This is a genomic window from Pseudovibrio sp. WM33 (assembly GCF_001623165.1).
In the GTDB taxonomy this organism is placed as follows: domain Bacteria; phylum Pseudomonadota; class Alphaproteobacteria; order Rhizobiales; family Stappiaceae; genus Pseudovibrio.
In genome coordinates this window covers 114068-130882 of record NZ_LMCK01000110.1, presented here as the reverse complement: position 1 = coordinate 130882, position 16815 = coordinate 114068, and the positions used below count along the sequence as shown (strand labels likewise).

Annotated in this window: 17 protein-coding genes; 13 read left to right on the top strand and 4 right to left on the bottom strand. The window is 51.4% G+C overall.

Features of this window, described 5'->3' with window-relative positions:
* Positions 1-12 precede the first annotated feature (12 nt).
* Entirely contained in the window at positions 13-1140 is a 1128-nt protein-coding gene (locus PsWM33_RS20015; RefSeq protein WP_208986459.1) for a glycosyltransferase family 4 protein, read from the top strand.
* 75 nt (positions 1141-1215) lie between these two features.
* The gene (locus PsWM33_RS20010) at positions 1216-1653 is read left to right on the top strand and encodes a VOC family protein (protein ID WP_063301398.1); all 438 of its coding nucleotides are present in this window, start codon (positions 1216-1218) and stop codon (positions 1651-1653) included.
* A gap of 202 nt (positions 1654-1855) precedes the next feature.
* On the opposite strand, the gene PsWM33_RS20005 is transcribed toward PsWM33_RS20010, so the two are convergent.
* Positions 1856-2818 (bottom strand): glycosyltransferase family 2 protein, encoded by a 963-nt coding sequence (locus tag PsWM33_RS20005; RefSeq protein WP_063295238.1) that lies wholly within the window; start codon positions 2816-2818, stop codon positions 1856-1858.
* Positions 2819-2941: 123 nt separating this feature from the next.
* The gene (locus PsWM33_RS20000) at positions 2942-3856 is read right to left on the bottom strand and encodes a glycosyltransferase family 2 protein (RefSeq protein ID WP_063301397.1); all 915 of its coding nucleotides are present in this window, start codon (positions 3854-3856) and stop codon (positions 2942-2944) included.
* Between the two features lie 376 nt (positions 3857-4232).
* Between PsWM33_RS20000 and PsWM33_RS19995 the strand changes: the two genes are divergently transcribed.
* The 4 genes from PsWM33_RS19995 (at position 4233) to PsWM33_RS19980 (ending at position 6971) form a co-directional block, all read left to right on the top strand.
* Positions 4233-5396 (top strand): acetyl-CoA acetyltransferase, encoded by a 1164-nt coding sequence (locus PsWM33_RS19995; protein ID WP_063301396.1) that lies wholly within the window; start codon positions 4233-4235, stop codon positions 5394-5396.
* 37 nt (positions 5397-5433) lie between these two features.
* The gene (locus tag PsWM33_RS19990) at positions 5434-6126 is read left to right on the top strand and encodes a hypothetical protein (protein WP_063301395.1); all 693 of its coding nucleotides are present in this window, start codon (positions 5434-5436) and stop codon (positions 6124-6126) included.
* 112 nt (positions 6127-6238) lie between these two features.
* Complete coding sequence (locus PsWM33_RS19985; RefSeq protein WP_063301394.1) at positions 6239-6637, top strand: RidA family protein; 399 nt, start codon at positions 6239-6241, stop codon at positions 6635-6637.
* 43 nt (positions 6638-6680) lie between these two features.
* Entirely contained in the window at positions 6681-6971 is a 291-nt protein-coding gene (locus PsWM33_RS19980; RefSeq protein ID WP_063301393.1) for a hypothetical protein, read from the top strand.
* Between the two features lie 26 nt (positions 6972-6997).
* Here the strand turns inward: PsWM33_RS19980 and PsWM33_RS19975 are convergent, their stop codons facing one another.
* The gene (locus PsWM33_RS19975) at positions 6998-7189 is read right to left on the bottom strand and encodes a hypothetical protein (RefSeq protein ID WP_063301392.1); all 192 of its coding nucleotides are present in this window, start codon (positions 7187-7189) and stop codon (positions 6998-7000) included.
* Positions 7190-7286: 97 nt separating this feature from the next.
* Between PsWM33_RS19975 and PsWM33_RS19970 the strand changes: the two genes are divergently transcribed.
* The 6 genes from PsWM33_RS19970 to PsWM33_RS19945 all read left to right on the top strand — a co-directional run bounded on the left by PsWM33_RS19970 (position 7287) and on the right by PsWM33_RS19945 (position 13358).
* Positions 7287-8192, top strand: a complete 906-nt coding sequence (locus PsWM33_RS19970; RefSeq protein ID WP_063301391.1) for a LysR substrate-binding domain-containing protein — start codon at positions 7287-7289, stop codon at positions 8190-8192.
* Positions 8193-8620: 428 nt separating this feature from the next.
* Complete coding sequence (gene cysG / locus PsWM33_RS19965) at positions 8621-10090, top strand: siroheme synthase CysG (protein ID WP_208994657.1); 1470 nt, start codon at positions 8621-8623, stop codon at positions 10088-10090.
* 11 nt (positions 10091-10101) lie between these two features.
* Entirely contained in the window at positions 10102-10407 is a 306-nt protein-coding gene (locus tag PsWM33_RS19960; RefSeq protein ID WP_063301389.1) for a DUF2849 domain-containing protein, read from the top strand.
* A 24-nt stretch (positions 10408-10431) separates the two neighbouring features.
* Positions 10432-12087 carry a nitrite/sulfite reductase gene (locus PsWM33_RS19955; RefSeq protein ID WP_063301388.1) on the top strand — a complete coding sequence of 552 codons (1656 nt, stop codon included), beginning with the start codon at positions 10432-10434 and terminating at the stop codon, positions 12085-12087.
* Positions 12077-12820, top strand: a complete 744-nt coding sequence (locus PsWM33_RS19950; RefSeq protein WP_063301387.1) for a phosphoadenylyl-sulfate reductase — start codon at positions 12077-12079, stop codon at positions 12818-12820. Before PsWM33_RS19955 ends, PsWM33_RS19950 begins: the two co-directional genes overlap by 11 nt.
* 7 nt (positions 12821-12827) lie before the next feature.
* Positions 12828-13358, top strand: a complete 531-nt coding sequence (locus PsWM33_RS19945; protein WP_057460987.1) for a DUF934 domain-containing protein — start codon at positions 12828-12830, stop codon at positions 13356-13358.
* A 59-nt stretch (positions 13359-13417) separates the two neighbouring features.
* Here PsWM33_RS19945 and PsWM33_RS19940 read toward each other — a convergent pair whose 3' ends face one another.
* The gene (locus PsWM33_RS19940; protein WP_063301386.1) at positions 13418-14626 is read right to left on the bottom strand and encodes a TsoY family (seleno)protein; all 1209 of its coding nucleotides are present in this window, start codon (positions 14624-14626) and stop codon (positions 13418-13420) included.
* 249 nt (positions 14627-14875) lie between these two features.
* On the opposite strand from PsWM33_RS19940, the gene PsWM33_RS19935 reads away from it, so the two are divergent.
* Entirely contained in the window at positions 14876-16744 is a 1869-nt protein-coding gene (locus PsWM33_RS19935; RefSeq protein WP_208994656.1) for an ABC transporter ATP-binding protein, read from the top strand.
* Positions 16745-16815 lie beyond the last annotated feature (71 nt).

Here is a 16815-nt window from a genome sequence, read left to right as displayed (position 1 = left end):
GTGGGGGCCGCATTGAGAACTGCAATCGTAATGCCGCGTAACATGCATTTTTGCCAGTCTCGAGCCACATCAATAGATCTGTGCGCTCATGATCTTGCGCTTCATAGCCAGAACAAAAGCAACCTGCGTATTTTTGCAGGCGGCGAGGAGGATCTGTTTGAAGATGTTGATGTTTTTGCAGTGACAGAACCGGGTAGAAAGCCGACGCCCGCAAAGTTCTATGATCCGCTGTCAGAGTTTGGACCGCAACTGATCGTCGTGCATCAGCATCTAGAAACGGCGTTTCAGATCATCACGGACTTTCCTGGCACCCCTGTAATCTTGCACAGGCATGGCAGATTTGAGCGCAACAGCGCGTTCAAACGCTGGAAGTACACCCGCAAAATGAACCGCCTTGCAGGCATCATCTGGGTTGGCGAAGATGCCCGCAATAACTTCTGCGAAAATTTCACGGGTGTAAAAGCCCGCAGTGTGGTGGTGCCCAATGGCATAGATTGCGAGCTCTGGTCCCCAGCCCCCAAAGAAAACTCTGTGATCTATGTGGGGCGGGCAAGGGAAGACAAAGGCGTGTTCGACCTGGCGCAGGCTTGGCTTGCCTGTGCAGATCGTTTGGATCGGACGGGGTGGAAACTGAATCTGGTACTGGCCGTTACCGACGAGGGAGAGCAATCAACAGCAAACTCTCTCCGGCAGATGCTTTCAAGCCACGCGGACAGTGTCTCAATTGAGACCAACCTCAATGCCTCAGATGTTCAAAAACGCCTCGCAAGATCATCCATCGCAGTGGTGCCCTCCATCGTGGCAGAAGGTTTTGGCCGCACCGCGATTGAAGCCATGAGCTGCGGTGCAGCGGTGATCACCACGCATTCAGGCGGCTTGTGGGAGGCGGTCGGAGAAACTGGCAAGGTGATCAACCCAAGAGCACCCAAAGAAATTGCGTCAGCGCTACTCGATCTAGCTGACAATCGCCCTTTGCGTGAGGAGATGGCAGAAGCAGGACGGGAGAGAGTGCTCCGTCTCTTCAACATCCAGCAGATCGCAGAAAACTATGATGACATGCTCATGAGCCTGTGGGACGACTTCGTCAGCGGCTCCGACAATACACAGGGTCTCATCGACCACATGCTCGTGTCAGAATGAAGCAATCGAGGTATGAGGCTGGTAGAGGGCGTAAGTCGGCTTCGGAGTGTACCTGCATGCGAGGAGACCAACAAAATGCACCCTGATCATGTAACGGTGGCGGTCCGCAATCTGGAGGAGGCGCGCTCCTTTTTTGCCCTGCTTGATTTTCAGGAAGAAAAATCTCTCGTCATCTCCGGTCCCGTGTTTTCAAAGTACATGGGCATTCCGGATCTGGAAGCAGAGCACGTCACGCTGGTGCTGAAAGGCCATAGCCCAAGGTTTGAAATTCAGTTGCTACACTACCGCAACCCAGAGCCTCGCAGCGAGCCTTACCCCGAAGACCTCTGCCGAACAGGCTACAATCACCTGTGTTTCGCGGTTGATGATCTGGAGGACAGATTGTCAAAGCTTCAAGCCGCCGGGTTCAAAGCCCGTTCCGAAGTCATGGAGTTCAACGACAGAAAACTGGTGTTCCTGTTTGGGCCAGAAAAGATCACGATAGAACTCGCTGAATGGCATAAACCAGAGTAAAACGCGTTCGCAAATACGATCGCTTCTATTAGTAAAAGAGTTGGTTGCAGGGCAGAGAGCTTACAAGAAATGCAGCAGCGTGAAGGCCAACGGATGCACCTTTAACGTCTGAGCAATCCCACCTTCTCAAAGAAAACGGCTGTCTCCAGCTCATCACCAACCGCAGGGACTGTGCAATCCCTGCGAGTTAGAGAAATAAACCTCACATCAACAACGCCTTGGTTGCTTCCTTGTAGTTCCGGGCCTTCGCGTTCTCAATAAATAGCAGTCCCTTCAGGTACTCCAACCGCGCCTTGGATTTTTTGATCCGCTGTGCCATATGCCGCGCCACCTTTGGCGAGATATGCGAGAAGCCGCGTTCCCGAAGTTCGGCACGCAGTGCTTGGCCCACGTCATTCGCCAATGTATCCTCGCTGAAATTCGGTTCCTCTTCATCATGCAACCGCGCAACAGCACATAGCAACGCCATATCAGCCACCATCCGGTAAGGGCGTCCGCTGCGTGCCGTCACCTGACCCGGATGCAGCCGATACCGAACAAGCCGCTCGTTAAGAGCACCAATCTTCCCATATTCCAGCAAGCGCAGATAAAGGTCATAATCCTCTGCACCATCAAAATGCGGACGATACCCGCCAAGGGTCAACACAGCATCACGGCGAAACATAATGGTCGGGTGGTACAAGCAGCACTTCTCAAAGAGGCGCTTGCGGATCTCAACCGAGCTTTTCGGGCACTCCATCTGGTCTATGATCTGCCCGGCCTCATCAATCACGGAAACTTCTGTTCCGCACAACTGCCAGTCAGGGTTCCGGTTCATAATCCGAACCTGCCGTTCCAGACGAAGCGACTCCGACAGATCATCCGCATCAAGGCGGGCAACCAATGGGCTCTCAATCACCGCAAGCCCGGTATTAAGCGCGTTTGAGATACCCTGACCTGGCCCTTCAAGGATCTGAAACCGGCCCTTCGAAAAATGGCCTGCAAAATGCTCCGCAATTTCCCGGGTTTCATCGGTGGAGGCATCATCCACCAACACAACAGCAAAGTCTGTGAAGCTTTGTGCCAACAGGCTGCTCAGTGTCTCTCCAAGCGTGTTTGCGGCATTGCGTGCAGGGATTAACACGCTGACAAGAGGGGCGGGATCTTGCTGTTGCTTTTCAGCCATTGAATAAGCCACCTATCTGCTTAAGCTCTTTTTGCCTTCCAGCTGAGGCTGCGAAGGAAGCTAAGCGTTTGTTGTGTTGCTTCGTTTCTTTGAAAAATCAGGAACATCGGGTGGAAGGCTGGGTCAGGTCTTATCCTGCCGTGCAGCAGTCGCCCCCCTCTGAGATGAATGGGTCTGTTCCAGAAGATCTGCTTCAATGGATTTCGCGACCCGCAGATATCGCCCGACCGCGTAGTTGGTTGAGGCAATCAAACCCCACCAGCCATATCGGCAGTACCCGCGCACCAGATAGCCCTTCAGAAAGGCTGCGGGAAACTCATAGAGCAGCCGTGACTTCGGCATCCTGCGGCCCCGCCCGCGCATCTCATGCACTTGCATGGTGGAATAGCGGTTCATCTTCTCAAAGTGGAAGGCAACGCTGGGAATGCTGCGGTGGTCCATATGCCCCTTCAGCATGCCTATCTTGGCATCGCTGGGCGGACGAACCGTGTCATGCACCGAGCTGGCAGAAAAACGACCTACACTCCTGCGGTAAAGTCGGATTTGCTTATGAGAGTAAGCGTGTTTTGCAGCGGTCTTTTCGTGAGGCCACACATCGCAGATGTCCACCTCCCAAAAATCATTCTGCGTAAGAACAGAGGTCTGGAACAAGCCAACTATCTCATCACGCAGTGCAGGTGTGACCACCTCGTCGGCATCAATGTTCAGGATCCAGTCATTCCGGCACTGGTCCTCGCCAAACCGCTTTTGCATGCCATACCCGTTCCAGTCATTGTGCAGCACACGTGCCCCCATGCGCTGGGCGACGGTCACGGTTTGGTCCGTAGATCCGCTGTCAATCACAATGACCTCATCAGCCCAGTGAATGCAGCTGGCAATCGTCTGTCCGATACGGTCTTCCTCATTCATCGCGATGATGAAAACGGACATTGAAATGCGGGCCTCATCAGATCGCTCGTCAGCGGTTGGCCTTCCTTGCTGGGCTCGCTTTGCTGCAATGTCGATGATTTTGCTCTGGGTGGAGATATCGGGCCTCAAACTCTTGGATTATCCGCAATAATCTAGAGTTTACTCCCCCATACACATTCCGAAATTCGTTCAATATGAAGGACTGTTTTCACCCAATAGAAACCCATCAATATCAAATAAGGGGAGATGAATGAGAAAGTCATCGCACACCGCCAGTCTAACCCTGCTCATGCACAGAAGGCTAACCAGCAACCATCACCCTGCTTGGGTGGAAATGACTGTCAGATCGACAAAACCTAGCATAAAGTCCCTCGGATAGCCCCGTTCACTACAACTTCCGTATGATTGCATCTCGCGCGCAGGGGTGAAACGATTTGCGCGCATTTGAGAGCCGGGTTTGAGGCGAGACTTTCGGCACCCACTTTAATTTCTTTGGGAGAAGAAAATGGCCGCAATTATTGGTTGGGCACACACACCGTTTGGCAAACTGGCAGATGAGACTGTAGAGACTCTAGTCACAAAAGTTGCCAAGCAAGCGATTGCCGATGCCGGTCTCGCCGCTGAAGACATTGATGAGATCGTTCTGGGTCACTTCAATGCAGGTTTTTCCCAGCAGGATTTCACAGCAAGCCTTGTGCTTCAGGCAGATGACAAACTGCGCTTCAAGCCAACCACCCGCGTTGAAAACGCATGTGCGACCGGCTCAGCTGCAGTGCATCAGGGCGTCAAATCCATCAAGGCAGGCGACGCCAAGTTCGTGCTCGTCGTTGGTGTTGAGCAGATGACCACCACGCCAGGTCGCGAAATCGGCGCGAACCTTCTGAAAGCTTCTTACCTGCCAGAAGATGGTGACACCCCCGCTGGTTTCGCTGGTGTCTTCGGCAAAATCGCAGGCATGTATTTCCAAAAGCACGGCGACCAGAGCGAAGCGCTGGCCCACATCGCTGCGAAGAACCACAAGAACGGCGTGGAGAACCCATACGCACAGATGCGCAAGGACCTCGGCGTAGAGTTCTGCCTCAATGAGAGCGAGAAGAACCCGTTTGTAGCTGGCCCGCTGAAGCGCACAGACTGCTCACTTGTATCTGATGGCGCAGCAGCCATCGTCCTCACCGACACCACAACAGCACTCTCCGCGAAAAAGGCCGTTGCCTTCCGCGGCATGGGCCATGCGCAGGACTTCCTGCCAATGTCCAAGCGCGACATCCTCAAGTTCGAAGGCTGTACCGAAGCTTGGAAGCGTGCGCTCTCCATGGCCAACATTACCATCGAAGACCTGTCCTTCGTTGAAACTCACGACTGCTTCACCATCGCTGAGTTGATCGAGTACGAAGCCATGGGTCTGGTTCCAGAAGGTCAGGGCGCAAGAGCCATCCTGGAAGGCTGGACCCAGAAGGACGGCAAACTGCCGGTCAACCCATCTGGCGGTCTGAAGGCAAAAGGCCACCCGATTGGCGCAACCGGTGTTTCCATGCACGCCCTCACAGCCATGCAGCTCACAGGCACCGCTGGCGGCATTCAGGTTGAAGGCGCAGAACTCGGCGGCATCTTCAACATGGGCGGCGCAGCCGTCGCCAACTACGTGTCTGTGATGCAGCGTCTTAAGTAAGCGTATTAGGTTACCCCTATGTGATTGAGTTATAGATATGAATTATTTTAATGTCCTTGCGGATTTCGTAGACCTTAATGACATGCATATGATGCTACCCTACCCGGGCGATAGTTTCGTTTCTTATAATGAAAATGGCGTGGTTTACCAAGCCCTCACCGACGGTGTCCTTGATGGTGAGATAACTTTAACTGGAAGCGATATCGTTTGGGAAGATGTGTTTGAAACACCAGAGCTTCCGGTTTGGATTTCTGGGTCAATAGCATCCATCACAGTAAAAGATCCGGATGGAAATGTAGCCTTTAGCTATAGCGGCCACTTCGATATCTCTCCGGATTTTGTTGAGAACCCGGACATAACCTTTTTTGGTGGCAAGTATGAGGATGTCTTTGGCGGCAATGATACAATCATCGGTAATGACGGTGATCAGACCTTCCGTGGATACGGCGGGAATGATGTTCTGATTGGCGCGGGGGGCGATGATTACCTCCTTGGCGGTGAAGGTGATGATACCTTTGTGTTTGGAAATGATCACGGGCATGATCGCATCGGAGACTTTCGTGTTTCTGGGAACGATGTGATTGACCTACAGGAACTAAATCTGCCCAACTTCGATAATATCAGCTGGTGGCAAAGTACAGATGGCACAATGATAGAAACCGGATCGGGCACTGTTCTCGTGGAACAGTTCCTTGCTTCAGATGTCTCTTCGGGCATGTTTTTGCTCTAATTTCTTTCCTTTCGTAGCGTTCAAAGCGATCCTTGCCTATTCAGTCTGGGGAAGTGTGGACTATGAGAAGTGCATCTGAATTCGAACGAAGACACTTGTAGAAAGGTATTTCATGGTCAAGCGTTTAGTGCTCCCACACGAGTTTCAATCCGTTTCAGAACAGCTCAGCATGTCACCAGCCATCTTCTCAGGAAATCACATCTTCCTGAGTGGTATGACAGGCGCGGATATGAGCGGCCAAATGCCGGAAGACCCTGAAGCCCAGTTCCGCAACACCTTCAAAAAGATCGAATGCATCCTCCATGAAGCGAATGTCGAGATGGATGCCATCGTCGAAATGACCAGTTACCATATAGGCCTGCGTGATCACTTCGAGCTGTTCGACTCCATCCGCCTCGAGTTTTTCTCCAAACCCTACCCTGCCTGGACCGCCATTGAGGCCGCTGGCCTTCGCCGCGAAGGCGCCCTGGTAGAAGTCCGCGTCATCGTAAGCGCGCATTATGGTGGGTGATGCACCTGTATGCATGGTTTGGATTTGTTAGTCGGAGAATATCATGCAAGATGCCAATAACCTTCCTGACGGCCTAGAACGCGAGCTGCTGATCGTCCTGATGGAGGAATGTGCTGAAGTGCAGCAGCAGGTTAGCAAGATTTTGCGTTTTGGAGTGAACGCGACAGGACCAGATCAAGAGAAAACGAACGCTGAGCTCTTGGCTGCAGAAGTTGGTGATCTTTCACATATGATCCAGAGATGTATTGAGATAGGTCTCTTTTCGGCTGAGGACATCGAAAAGGCTGCGGAAGCAAAGCGGGCCAAGCTAAAACGATATCTAAGACATAAATAAGAACCATATGACTACCTTATATCGCTTCATCTGATAAATGGCTCTGACTCTAAGTTGACCCCAATATCCTTTTGTAAGTGTGCTGGCAGATCACGTGCATCTAAACGCTCACTCCTGCTTTTCTTTGAAAAGAAAATGCCTCTAAATGCTTTATCTAACCTATTGAAAAAATTTGATGACACTTTGATTTTCTGAGTTTCTACGGTGAAATCTGCCATGCTTTTTCTCCTGCTGTTGTTGGGGAATTAATGCCGGAGGTTGCATTTGCAGTCCAATCGAATGTAGGGATCAAAGCATAAGGAGATTTTATTAATAATGCCGAATGGTCTACCTCCACTCAACGCTCTTCGCGCCTTTGAAGCGGTGGCGAGACATTCCAACTTCACCCGCGCTGCGGAGGAGCTGGGAATGACGCAAGCAGCGGTGAGTTATCAGATAAAAGTGCTGGAAGATCGTACCGGTAAACCCTTGTTCAATCGGGTGGGAAGACAAGTTGTTTTAACGGATGCAGGTGCGCAACTTGCGGCAGTTGCAAGTGAGGCTTTCCAGTCTATTCGGGCTGGCTTTTCGGCGGTGCAAGGAACGCAGGATGGAACACTGAAACTAAGTGTGGTTCCCACCTTTGCCATGAACTGGCTTTCGTTGCGTATTGGAGGGTTCCAGATGGCGAACCCCAAAATTGCTGTTCAATTGGAAGTCTCTGGCGATGTTGTCGACTTTGCATCCTCTGATATCGATATAGGAATCAGAAACAGCCCCAAAAAATGGCCTGGGTTATGTTCTTTCAAACTAGCCGAAGTTACATATACTCCCATGTTAAGTCCGAGGCTTGCTGAAAGCATTGGCGGTGTGAACAAGCCCGAAGACCTGCTGAAACTTCCCATTATCGATACAGGAGATCCTTGGTGGAGAAACTGGTTTGAAGCAGCTGGCGTGAAAGACCCCGATTTTTCAAACCAACCCGTTTCCCAAATGGGCACGCAAACGGTTGATGGAAATATTGCAATTGCGGGGCATGGTGTCGCGATTCTGACACCGTTGTTTCATTCAAGTGCGTTGCGTGATGGCCTGCTTATCCAGCCTTTCCCATTAAAGTGCACGGCTGAAAATCCAGTTTGGCTTGTTTACCGTGAAACGCAGAAAAACAACCGAAAAATAAAGCTGTTCCGAGACTGGATATTGAGCGAAATGGAAAAGGACAAGGCTGGCTATGCTGTCTGATCCTGTTTGGAAGACTTAAGTAGGATAGGCCGGGACAGATTTCATAGGTTTGGCACTCGGCGTAAAACGCGTGATAGCAGCTTGTGAAACACGAAGAACCAGATTCTTCAAAATGCGCGTTGGCCGAAACTGATGGGTTTTCATTTTTGCTGCTTGTTGTTCGAACTTGTAATAGTGATATGTAGATTTATTTTCTAAATCAAAAAATGACTTGGTAATTTTTAGGTCTTATGTGGCTCTATCTGCTGATAATATAGAATGGTATTTCACATGCGCCGTTTTTCAGGTCAGGGCATCTTTCCTCCGTTCGAGCGCATGAAAAAAATCTTTTCTACGCAGTCATCCAGCTTTGGAATGCCATACCGAGCTTAGAGGAACTCCACTCTGTAAACTCGCTCCCAATGATCCCAAAACGCTTGGAGAGCGCAATGGCTTTGGTAGAGAGCTTCAACACACACCAGGACGAGAGCAATAAACTCGCTGTCTTTCCGACCTTTCACAAGGTTGAAGGCAAAATGGTTGTTGTTGTTGGCTGTGGTGATGAAGCTGCTGCAAAGGTAAGGCTTCTGGCGCAAACCAAAGCACACATCCGCGTTGTCAGCCATGAACGCCCTAGTGCAGCTCTGGCTGAAGCCGTTGCCGATGCAGACGGTGTCTTCATGCTCAGCGTTTTCAATCCGGCTTATCTGGATGGCGCAGTCCTCGTGTTTGCTGCCACCGATGAAGAAGAGTCGGATCGCGAAGTTGTGGAAGCAGCCCGTGAGAAGGGCATCCCGGTCAACGCTGTGGACCGTCCTGAGCTTTGTGATTTTTACACCGGTGCGATGGTCAATCGTGCACCTGTTGCCGTGGCGATCACCTCAACAGGTGTTGGCCCTGTTTATGCCCGCCACATCCGCGCACAGGTTGAAGCCTTGTTACCACGTGAAGCCGGTCAACTCGCAAGGTTGGCAGACAGCTTCCGTGCTACAGTTGGTAAGCTGATGCCTTCGGGAAGTGCGCGTCGTCGCTTTTGGGCTGAATTTTTTTCAGGGACTATAGCTGCGAACACTTTTGCTGGTGAGACACAAAAGGCTCTGACCGAAGCGCATCGCTTGCTGAACAGTGAGCAGGATCAGCGGGGATATGTCTGGCTCGTGGGCGCTGGCCCAGGAGCGGAAGACCTGCTGACCCTGCGCGCACAGCGTGTCCTGCAAGAAGCAGATGTTATTTTCTATGATGCATTGGTACCGGATGCCGTGGTTTCCATGGGGCGCCGCGATGCAACACGCATCAGCGTAGGAAAACGCAAAGGAACGCACAGTTCAACGCAAACGCAAATCAACCAGTTATTAGTCTCTGCTGCCAAGTCCGGCAAAGGTGTTGTCCGCCTGAAAGCAGGGGACCCAATGGTGTTTGGCCGCGCTGGAGAAGAGATCGCCGCACTGCGTGAGCATGATGTGGATTTTGAGATTGTACCCGGTGTCACCGCTGCATTCGCCGCCGCGGCTAGCGCGCAAATACCTTTGACATTACGGGGTGTTGCCTCCTCGCTGGTGTTTGCTACAGGGCATAACCAGCATGGAGATATCCTCCCGGACTGGGCGGATCTTGCTCTGAATGGAGCGACAACCGCTGTTTATATGGGGCGTACCGTTGCCGGAAAAGTTGCCAGCCTTCTGGTGAAATCCGGATTGGATTTATCCACCCCAGTTATGGCAATTGAGAACGCAGCCCAGACAAAAGAACGCAATTTTGCAGGCACCCTGCAAGACCTTTGTAATTTCGAGCAACACGACAGTGTCACCGGACCCACACTTATCATCATCGGTAAGGCAGTGGCCCACGCAGATCAGTCGCGTTCGCTCCCTCTAAGCCCAATTAAATATGCAAGTTTACCGGCTGTTGTTGCAGCCTAGGGAGAGACCCGATGAAAACTATTACCGCCAACAGACTGGTCGATGGTGATGTCGTCTGGCTCGGCCACAACGGAGAGTGGGTCGAGTTCGTTGAGGCAGCCTGGATCCTGGGCACAGACGAAGACATGACCTCAGCTCTGGATTTCGCAAAAGCCGGTGAAGACAAGCAATACGTTCTCGGCACCTACGCGATTGATCTGGAACTGAAAGACGGCCACCTGCAGCCAAAGAGCCTGAAAGAGCGCATTCGCGCCCAAGGACCAACCACTCGTCTCGACCTCGGCAAGCAAGCCGAACGCCACCTGCGTTCGGCCTAAGTCCTTTTAGATTCAGGAGTTTCCATGTACCGCTACGATGAATTTGATCGCGACTTTGTTAATCAGCGCGTGAGCCAGTTCGAAGATCAGGTCCGCCGACGTATGTCTGGCGAGCTGACTGAAGACGAATTTAAGCCGCTCCGCCTGATGAATGGTCTTTACCTGCAGCTGCACGCTTACATGCTGCGCGTTGCAATTCCATACGGCACGCTTAACGGCAGCCAGATGCGTAAACTTGCCCATATTGCAAGGACTTACGACAGAGGCTACGGCCACTTCACAACGCGCCAGAACGTCCAGTTCAACTGGCCAAAGCTCTCTGATACGCCGCAGATTCTGCATGAACTTGCCGACGTCGAGATGCACGCCATCCAGACCTCCGGTAACTGTATCCGCAATGTCACCTCCGACCAGTTCGCAGGTGCAGCCGCAGATGAGTTCGCAGACCCACGCGTTTATGCCGAAATCCTGCGCCAATGGTCTTCTCTGCATCCGGAATTCCTGTTCCTGCCACGCAAGTTCAAGATTGCGATCACAGGTGCTGAACAGGACCGCGCTGCCGTTCAGGTGCACGATATTGGCCTGCAGCTGACCCGTAATGAAGACGGGGAAATCGGCTTTGTGGTCTTCGTAGGTGGTGGCTTGGGCCGCACACCAATGGTTGGCCGTAAAGTACGGGACTTCCTACCGGAAAATGACTTGCTGGCCTACAGTGAGGCGATCCTGCGCGTCTACAATCGCTATGGTCGCCGCGATAACAAGTACAAGGCTCGCATCAAGATTCTGGTTCACGAAACCGGTCTGGAAGAGCTGAAGCAGGATATTGAGGCCGAGTTCGAGGCAACCAAAAACGGCATCCTTGACCTGCCAAATGAAGAAGTGGTTCGCATCAACGAATACTTCGCACCACCATCTTTTGAAGCCCTGCCAAAGATTAGCACAGAGCTGGAAGCAGCCAAGCGCGAAGACCGCGATCTGGCCTTGTTCTCCAGCCGCAACCTGCATGCGCACAAAGCTGAGGGTTACACATCTGTCACCATCTCGCTGAAGCCAATTGGCGGAGCGCCGGGGGATGCAACAGCCGATCAGATGGACGTAATTGCTGATGTAGCGCAACGGTTTGGACATGATGAGCTGCGCGTCACACATGAACAGAACCTCGTTCTGCCACACGTGAAGCTGCAAGATGTCCCCACTGTCTACAAGATCCTGAAGGCAAACGAGCTCGCAGATTCAAACGCTGGCCTGATCACCGACATGATCGCTTGCCCGGGTCTGGACTATTGCGCGCTGGCAAATGCTCGCTCTATCCCAATCGCTCAGGAAATTTCCAAGCGGTTTGAAGAGGTTAAGCGTCAGAATGAAATTGGCGACCTGAAACTGAAAATCTCCGGCTGCATCAACGCCTGTGGTCACCACCACGTCGGCCACATCGGCATTTTGGGCGTAGACCGCAAAGGCGAAGAGCTCTATCAAATTACACTGGGTGGTTCTGCAGATCAGAACACATCCATCGGCAAAATCATCGGTCGCGGCTTCCCGGAAGCAGAGATCACTGATGCCGTTGAGACTGTTGTCGATACCTATTTGGCGAACCGCCTGGATGAGGACGAAAGCTTCATCGACGCCTATCGCCGCTTGGGTGATCAGCCATTTAAGGACGCTCTTTATGGAGCATAGTCAATCACATAAGGCCTCTTTGGAGGCGCAGGTGAAGCTGCTGAACCGGATGTATTCCGAGCGCGATGCTAAGGACATCCTGCAGCATGCGCTCACAGAGCAATTCTCTGGAGAGATCGCTCTGGTGTCCTCATTCGGCGCGGACAGCTCCGTGCTGCTGCGCATGGTCTCTCAGATCGACGTGCGTACGCCAGTCCTGTTTGTCGACACCGGCAAACTGTTTGGCGAAACAAAGCGCTATCGTGACGAACTGGTTGAGCAACTTGGGCTTTTGAACGTGCGTGTCATCACGCCTGAACCAGAAGACCTTGCTGAGAAAGACCCAAAGGGCGCTCTCTGGGCCTCTGATACGGACGCGTGCTGTCACATCCGCAAAGTAGTTCCACTCGCAAAAGCACTTGGTGGTTTCGAAGCTTGGATCTCAGGCCGCAAACGCCATCAGGCTGACACTCGAGCCAGTCTGGAGCATTTTGAGGTCGAAGAAGGCTGCATCAAAGTGAACCCACTGGCCAACTGGACCGCTGCCGAAGTCCTTCAATACGCAAAGGATAATAGCCTGCCACCACATCCGCTGGTCGCAGAAGGGTATCCCTCCATCGGGTGTATGCCTTGCACAGACAAGGTTGCTCCGGGCGAAGACCCACGCTCAGGCCGTTGGCGCGGTCAGGACAAAACTGAATGTGGAATTCATTTCTCAAGTGCGTCCAAGGGCGGCGCAGCCCAAAGCATCTGAGGTTCAAATGACAACAGAACTCAAAAAGACCACTGAGATCTTCAAGAACGACGAGATCGTTGCTGATGACTGGGCCTATATCGCAGAGGATGAAGCCCTGCCAGCCGAGGGTAAGTTTATCTTCTCTCTGGAGCGTTTTCTGGCAGAAGAACAACAGCTTAAGCAGACAAACCTGACTTTGGGTGTTGTTCTTCGTGCTGGTGAAAAAGCGGAAAAGCTGGCTGATCATCTTGAGGCGCTGGAACTCATCGCAGTGGACTTCCCAAGCTTCGCAGATGGCCGAGGTTTCTCTGCTGCCCGCATCCTGAGAGATGGATTGCGCTATGGTGGCGAGATCCGTGCAGTTGGTCCGTTCATTCTCGATCAGATCGGCTTCATGCTCCGCGTCGGCATCAACAGTTTCGCGCTGGACAACCCACGTCTACGCGCTGATTTGGAGTCCGGCAACCTCAATGAGGTCACCGCCTATACGCAGCCAGTCTTTGCGCGAAAAGAAGCGCCCGCTGGTACGAGACCATGGGCGCGACGTCCGATTTGATTTTAGAGCAAGATACTCAAACTCAATGAGAAAAGGCGGGTCAAACACCCGCCTTTTTCTTATTCCGCGGGTTGAACCTGCAACTGGTTGGACGCTGAAAGCATCTTTCCGTTGAGTTTAAGGAACAGCCAGACTGTTGCGATCTGGATTACAATCAGCGGGGCGTACAGCGCGAAGTAGGCGATGGACATGGAGCCAAGAACACCGAGCTTCACAAGACCCGCATTGATCACGAAATTACCGAAGACGAACAGTGCAACACCAGGGCAAACCAGCGCGTAAGAACCTGGAGACTTGTCCGGACCAGCAATCCAGCGGTCATAGTAGCCAACCCGCTTCATGACTGCCCAGCCGATCAGACCGAACAGGATCTGGATTGCGAACAGGCTGATCAGGAAAACATAGATACCGCCAGCAGTTACCGGTGCATCGAAGTTATGTGCAAGGCTCATTTTTATGCGGTAGATTGCAATGCCAACAACGGTCAGGAATGGGATGATGATCCAGAGTGTTGGTGTGGTCTCACCCGCAGCCTTGTGTTCCATCATAGAACGGAAGCCGAGGATCAGTTTGATTGTCCCCATCACAATCGCTGCACCGATGAACAGGGCACTACCAGCAATGCCGATTGCCGCAATCACCTTGGTTTGACTCATAGCTGCCGGAGCAGAGAAGCCAACGCCAATCATGGCAAATGCGAACACGGAGATCATCTGACCGAGGCTGTTGTTCTTTGCGCACTCATATCCACCCTCTGTCAGGACACGGGAGATGAAGTCCAGATAGATGCGGAAGCCCAACACTCCGATAGCTGCAAATGCCAGCAGGGAGAAGGGGAACAGGATTTCGCGAATGCTCCAAAGGCCTGGCACAAACACCGCACCCGCGATGAAGCTGACATTGACTGTCATGGCAAGAGCCAGTGGAATAGTCATCAGTTGGCTTTCCGCGTTGGAGTTTTTAAAGCCTTCAAAAACCTTGGTTTGCTTCCACTTTCCGTACTCGGAAAAATTCCAGAACAGCAAGCGAAAGTGCAACACTGAGAAGAAGATAATACCAACCGCGGCGACAACAATCAGCGCCTGCATAGCGATGGAACCGTTGTTGAAGGCCTCAGTCAAAGAGGTAACGTTGGCGATAGGAGATCCCTTATGTGGTGTCATCCACATCAGGTACATAAAGAAGCTAATTGCCAAGCCACCTGCACCAACGGCGGACAAAAAGTACAGAGGAGAATACCGCTCACCTAAATTAGAAAGATAACGCATTGGGCTAATCCTTTTTTGAAGTTGAAATTAATATATTAGAAAATACTAAAATAACAATACATAAAATTAGAAAAATCTAATATAGAGATAATGCATTGAATTTAATAAGATAAAATATGCGTAATGCTAGAACCTGCGCAAAATGACACAGTCTCGAGTTCAAATTTGAGTAGATGAATTCTTCTGGGTTTTCACAAGCCGAGTCGCACGATAGTCTAAGTGTTCTCTTTTTGTCTCCCGGAGCAGATCGTGCTGAATGCGCTTTATGAGTGGGCAACCAATCATGTTGACCCATTTGCCAAAAATCATATGGAATGGGAGAGCAAAACGCATTTGCAACAACTGCGTTCTCTCGTGTTCATCTTTCCAAAGCACACTCTGGTTCTATTGCTGGTGGTGCTGGTCGAAACCATTCTGACTGTCTTCCTGCTGTCATTTGTTGGCTTCCTGATTGATCAGATGGAAGCGAGTGGACCAGAGCTGTTCTGGCAGCAGAATATGTGGCTGATTGTGACTGCTGCGGTCGCATTTCTTATTGCAAAGCCAGTATTTTCAATTGCTTATGAAGTTCTGATTTCACTGACACTTCACGTTAATATTCTCACCTCATCGCGTGTCACGTTCTTTGATCGACTACTCAATCAGGACATGACGTTCTTTCAAAAGGAGTTTGCGGGAAACCTTGCCAGTAAAACTTTTGGAGGTGGGCGCGAAGTTGCAGAACTGTTCTGGGCAGGGATTGGAATTGTCATCCCAAACTTTTTCTTTGCAGGGTCGCTCCTGATCGCCTTGTCATGGCTGCATTGGTATCTTGGGGTAGTCATGCTTATCTGGATCGGATTGTTTGCTGTCCTTGCGTATATCCGCGTGCCAATCATTCGCGATGCTTCAAAAGAAGGAGCAGATATCGCGCATGCCGTGAATGGTTCTGTTGTTGACGTTTACTCCAACATTCAGACTGTGAAACTCTTTCAGGGTAATGATCGTGCGCTTGGCCATTTCACAAGTCAGCTCAGAGGTTTCAAAGAGGCAATAGTTAGGTTTCGCTCCACAGTGGTTACATCGCGGATGCTTGTTGCACTCGTCGGAGCATGTGGTCTTGCTGCATTTACAGGCCTAAGTCTTACGTTGTGGCATCAACAGGCAATCACAACGGGTGAAGTTGCAATCGTCCTTGGTTTTGCTATTCGCTTGGAAGGCAAACTGCTGGAAATATTTGCTCAGTTAACCGGTCTTTTCCGCTCTTATGGCTCATTTAAATCCACCGCCAGAACCATGGAGCACTCGCTTGGCCTTGTTGATGATTCTGAGGCCAAGAACTTTCGCTATGAGAAGGGCCTCATTGAGTTCAACAATGTCGACTTTGCCTACGGCCAGCAAACCGCGATTGTGAAAGATCTGAATTTCATCATCCAACCCGGTGAGAAGGTTGGTATCGTTGGTCACTCAGGTGCAGGCAAATCAACAGTCGTGAATCTGCTGCTGCGCATGTACGACGTTGAAGGTGGAGCTATCACCATTGATCATCAGGATCTGCGAAGTGTCACGCAGGAGTCTCTACGTGTCGAAATCGGATTGGTGACACAGGACACCTCGTTGTTTCATAGGTCTATTTTCGACAACATCTCGCTTGGAAAAGATGATGTCGAGATGAAAGATGTTCGTGAAGCTGCCCGCCGAGCGCATGCGTTGGAGTTCATCGAGGCACTGGAAGACAACAAAGGCCGAAAAGGCTTTGAGGCATTCGTAGGTGAGCGTGGCATCAAACTATCCGGTGGGCAGCGCCAACGGATTGCATTGGCCCGTGTGTTCCTGAAAAATCCACCAATCCTGATACTGGATGAAGCAACCTCGGCGTTGGATACCAAGCTGGATGCGGATATTCAGGAGATCCTGAATGATGTGATGAAGGACAAAACCACCCTCGCTATCGCCCATCGCCTGACCACAGTTGCCAGAATGGACCGTCTGATTGTGATGGACAAAGGGCAGATTGTTGAAGCAGGAACGCATGCGGAATTACTGGCGAAAGACGGGATATATGCAGAGCTGTGGCACAATCAGTTTTATGGAGTAAAGAGCTCGGTAACAGATTTGACACCAACAGAAACCCAGTAAAACTCCCCCAAGAAGAGAATTGCGCCGCCCTCTTACATGATCTAGCGTTTGGATGACCAGCACAAAGCTTA

Excerpts from the sequence above, each read along its gene's own strand:
- PsWM33_RS20010 (WP_063301398.1), top strand. The coding sequence starts at position 1,216 with ATGCACCCTGATCATGTAACGGTGGCGGTCCGCAATCTGGAGGAGGCG.
- PsWM33_RS20005 (WP_063295238.1), bottom strand. The coding sequence starts at position 2,818 with ATGGCTGAAAAGCAACAGCAAGATCCCGCCCCTCTTGTCAGCGTGTTA.
- PsWM33_RS19995 (WP_063301396.1), top strand. The coding sequence starts at position 4,233 with ATGGCCGCAATTATTGGTTGGGCACACACACCGTTTGGCAAACTGGCA.
- PsWM33_RS19990 (WP_063301395.1), top strand. The coding sequence starts at position 5,434 with ATGAATTATTTTAATGTCCTTGCGGATTTCGTAGACCTTAATGACATG.
- PsWM33_RS19985 (WP_063301394.1), top strand. The coding sequence starts at position 6,239 with ATGGTCAAGCGTTTAGTGCTCCCACACGAGTTTCAATCCGTTTCAGAA.
- PsWM33_RS19980 (WP_063301393.1), top strand. The coding sequence starts at position 6,681 with ATGCAAGATGCCAATAACCTTCCTGACGGCCTAGAACGCGAGCTGCTG.
- PsWM33_RS19975 (WP_063301392.1), bottom strand. The coding sequence starts at position 7,189 with ATGGCAGATTTCACCGTAGAAACTCAGAAAATCAAAGTGTCATCAAAT.
- PsWM33_RS19970 (WP_063301391.1), top strand. The coding sequence starts at position 7,287 with ATGCCGAATGGTCTACCTCCACTCAACGCTCTTCGCGCCTTTGAAGCG.
- cysG (WP_208994657.1), top strand. The coding sequence starts at position 8,621 with ATGGCTTTGGTAGAGAGCTTCAACACACACCAGGACGAGAGCAATAAA.
- PsWM33_RS19960 (WP_063301389.1), top strand. The coding sequence starts at position 10,102 with ATGAAAACTATTACCGCCAACAGACTGGTCGATGGTGATGTCGTCTGG.
- PsWM33_RS19955 (WP_063301388.1), top strand. The coding sequence starts at position 10,432 with ATGTACCGCTACGATGAATTTGATCGCGACTTTGTTAATCAGCGCGTG.
- PsWM33_RS19950 (WP_063301387.1), top strand. The coding sequence starts at position 12,077 with ATGGAGCATAGTCAATCACATAAGGCCTCTTTGGAGGCGCAGGTGAAG.
- PsWM33_RS19945 (WP_057460987.1), top strand. The coding sequence starts at position 12,828 with ATGACAACAGAACTCAAAAAGACCACTGAGATCTTCAAGAACGACGAG.
- PsWM33_RS19940 (WP_063301386.1), bottom strand. The coding sequence starts at position 14,626 with ATGCGTTATCTTTCTAATTTAGGTGAGCGGTATTCTCCTCTGTACTTT.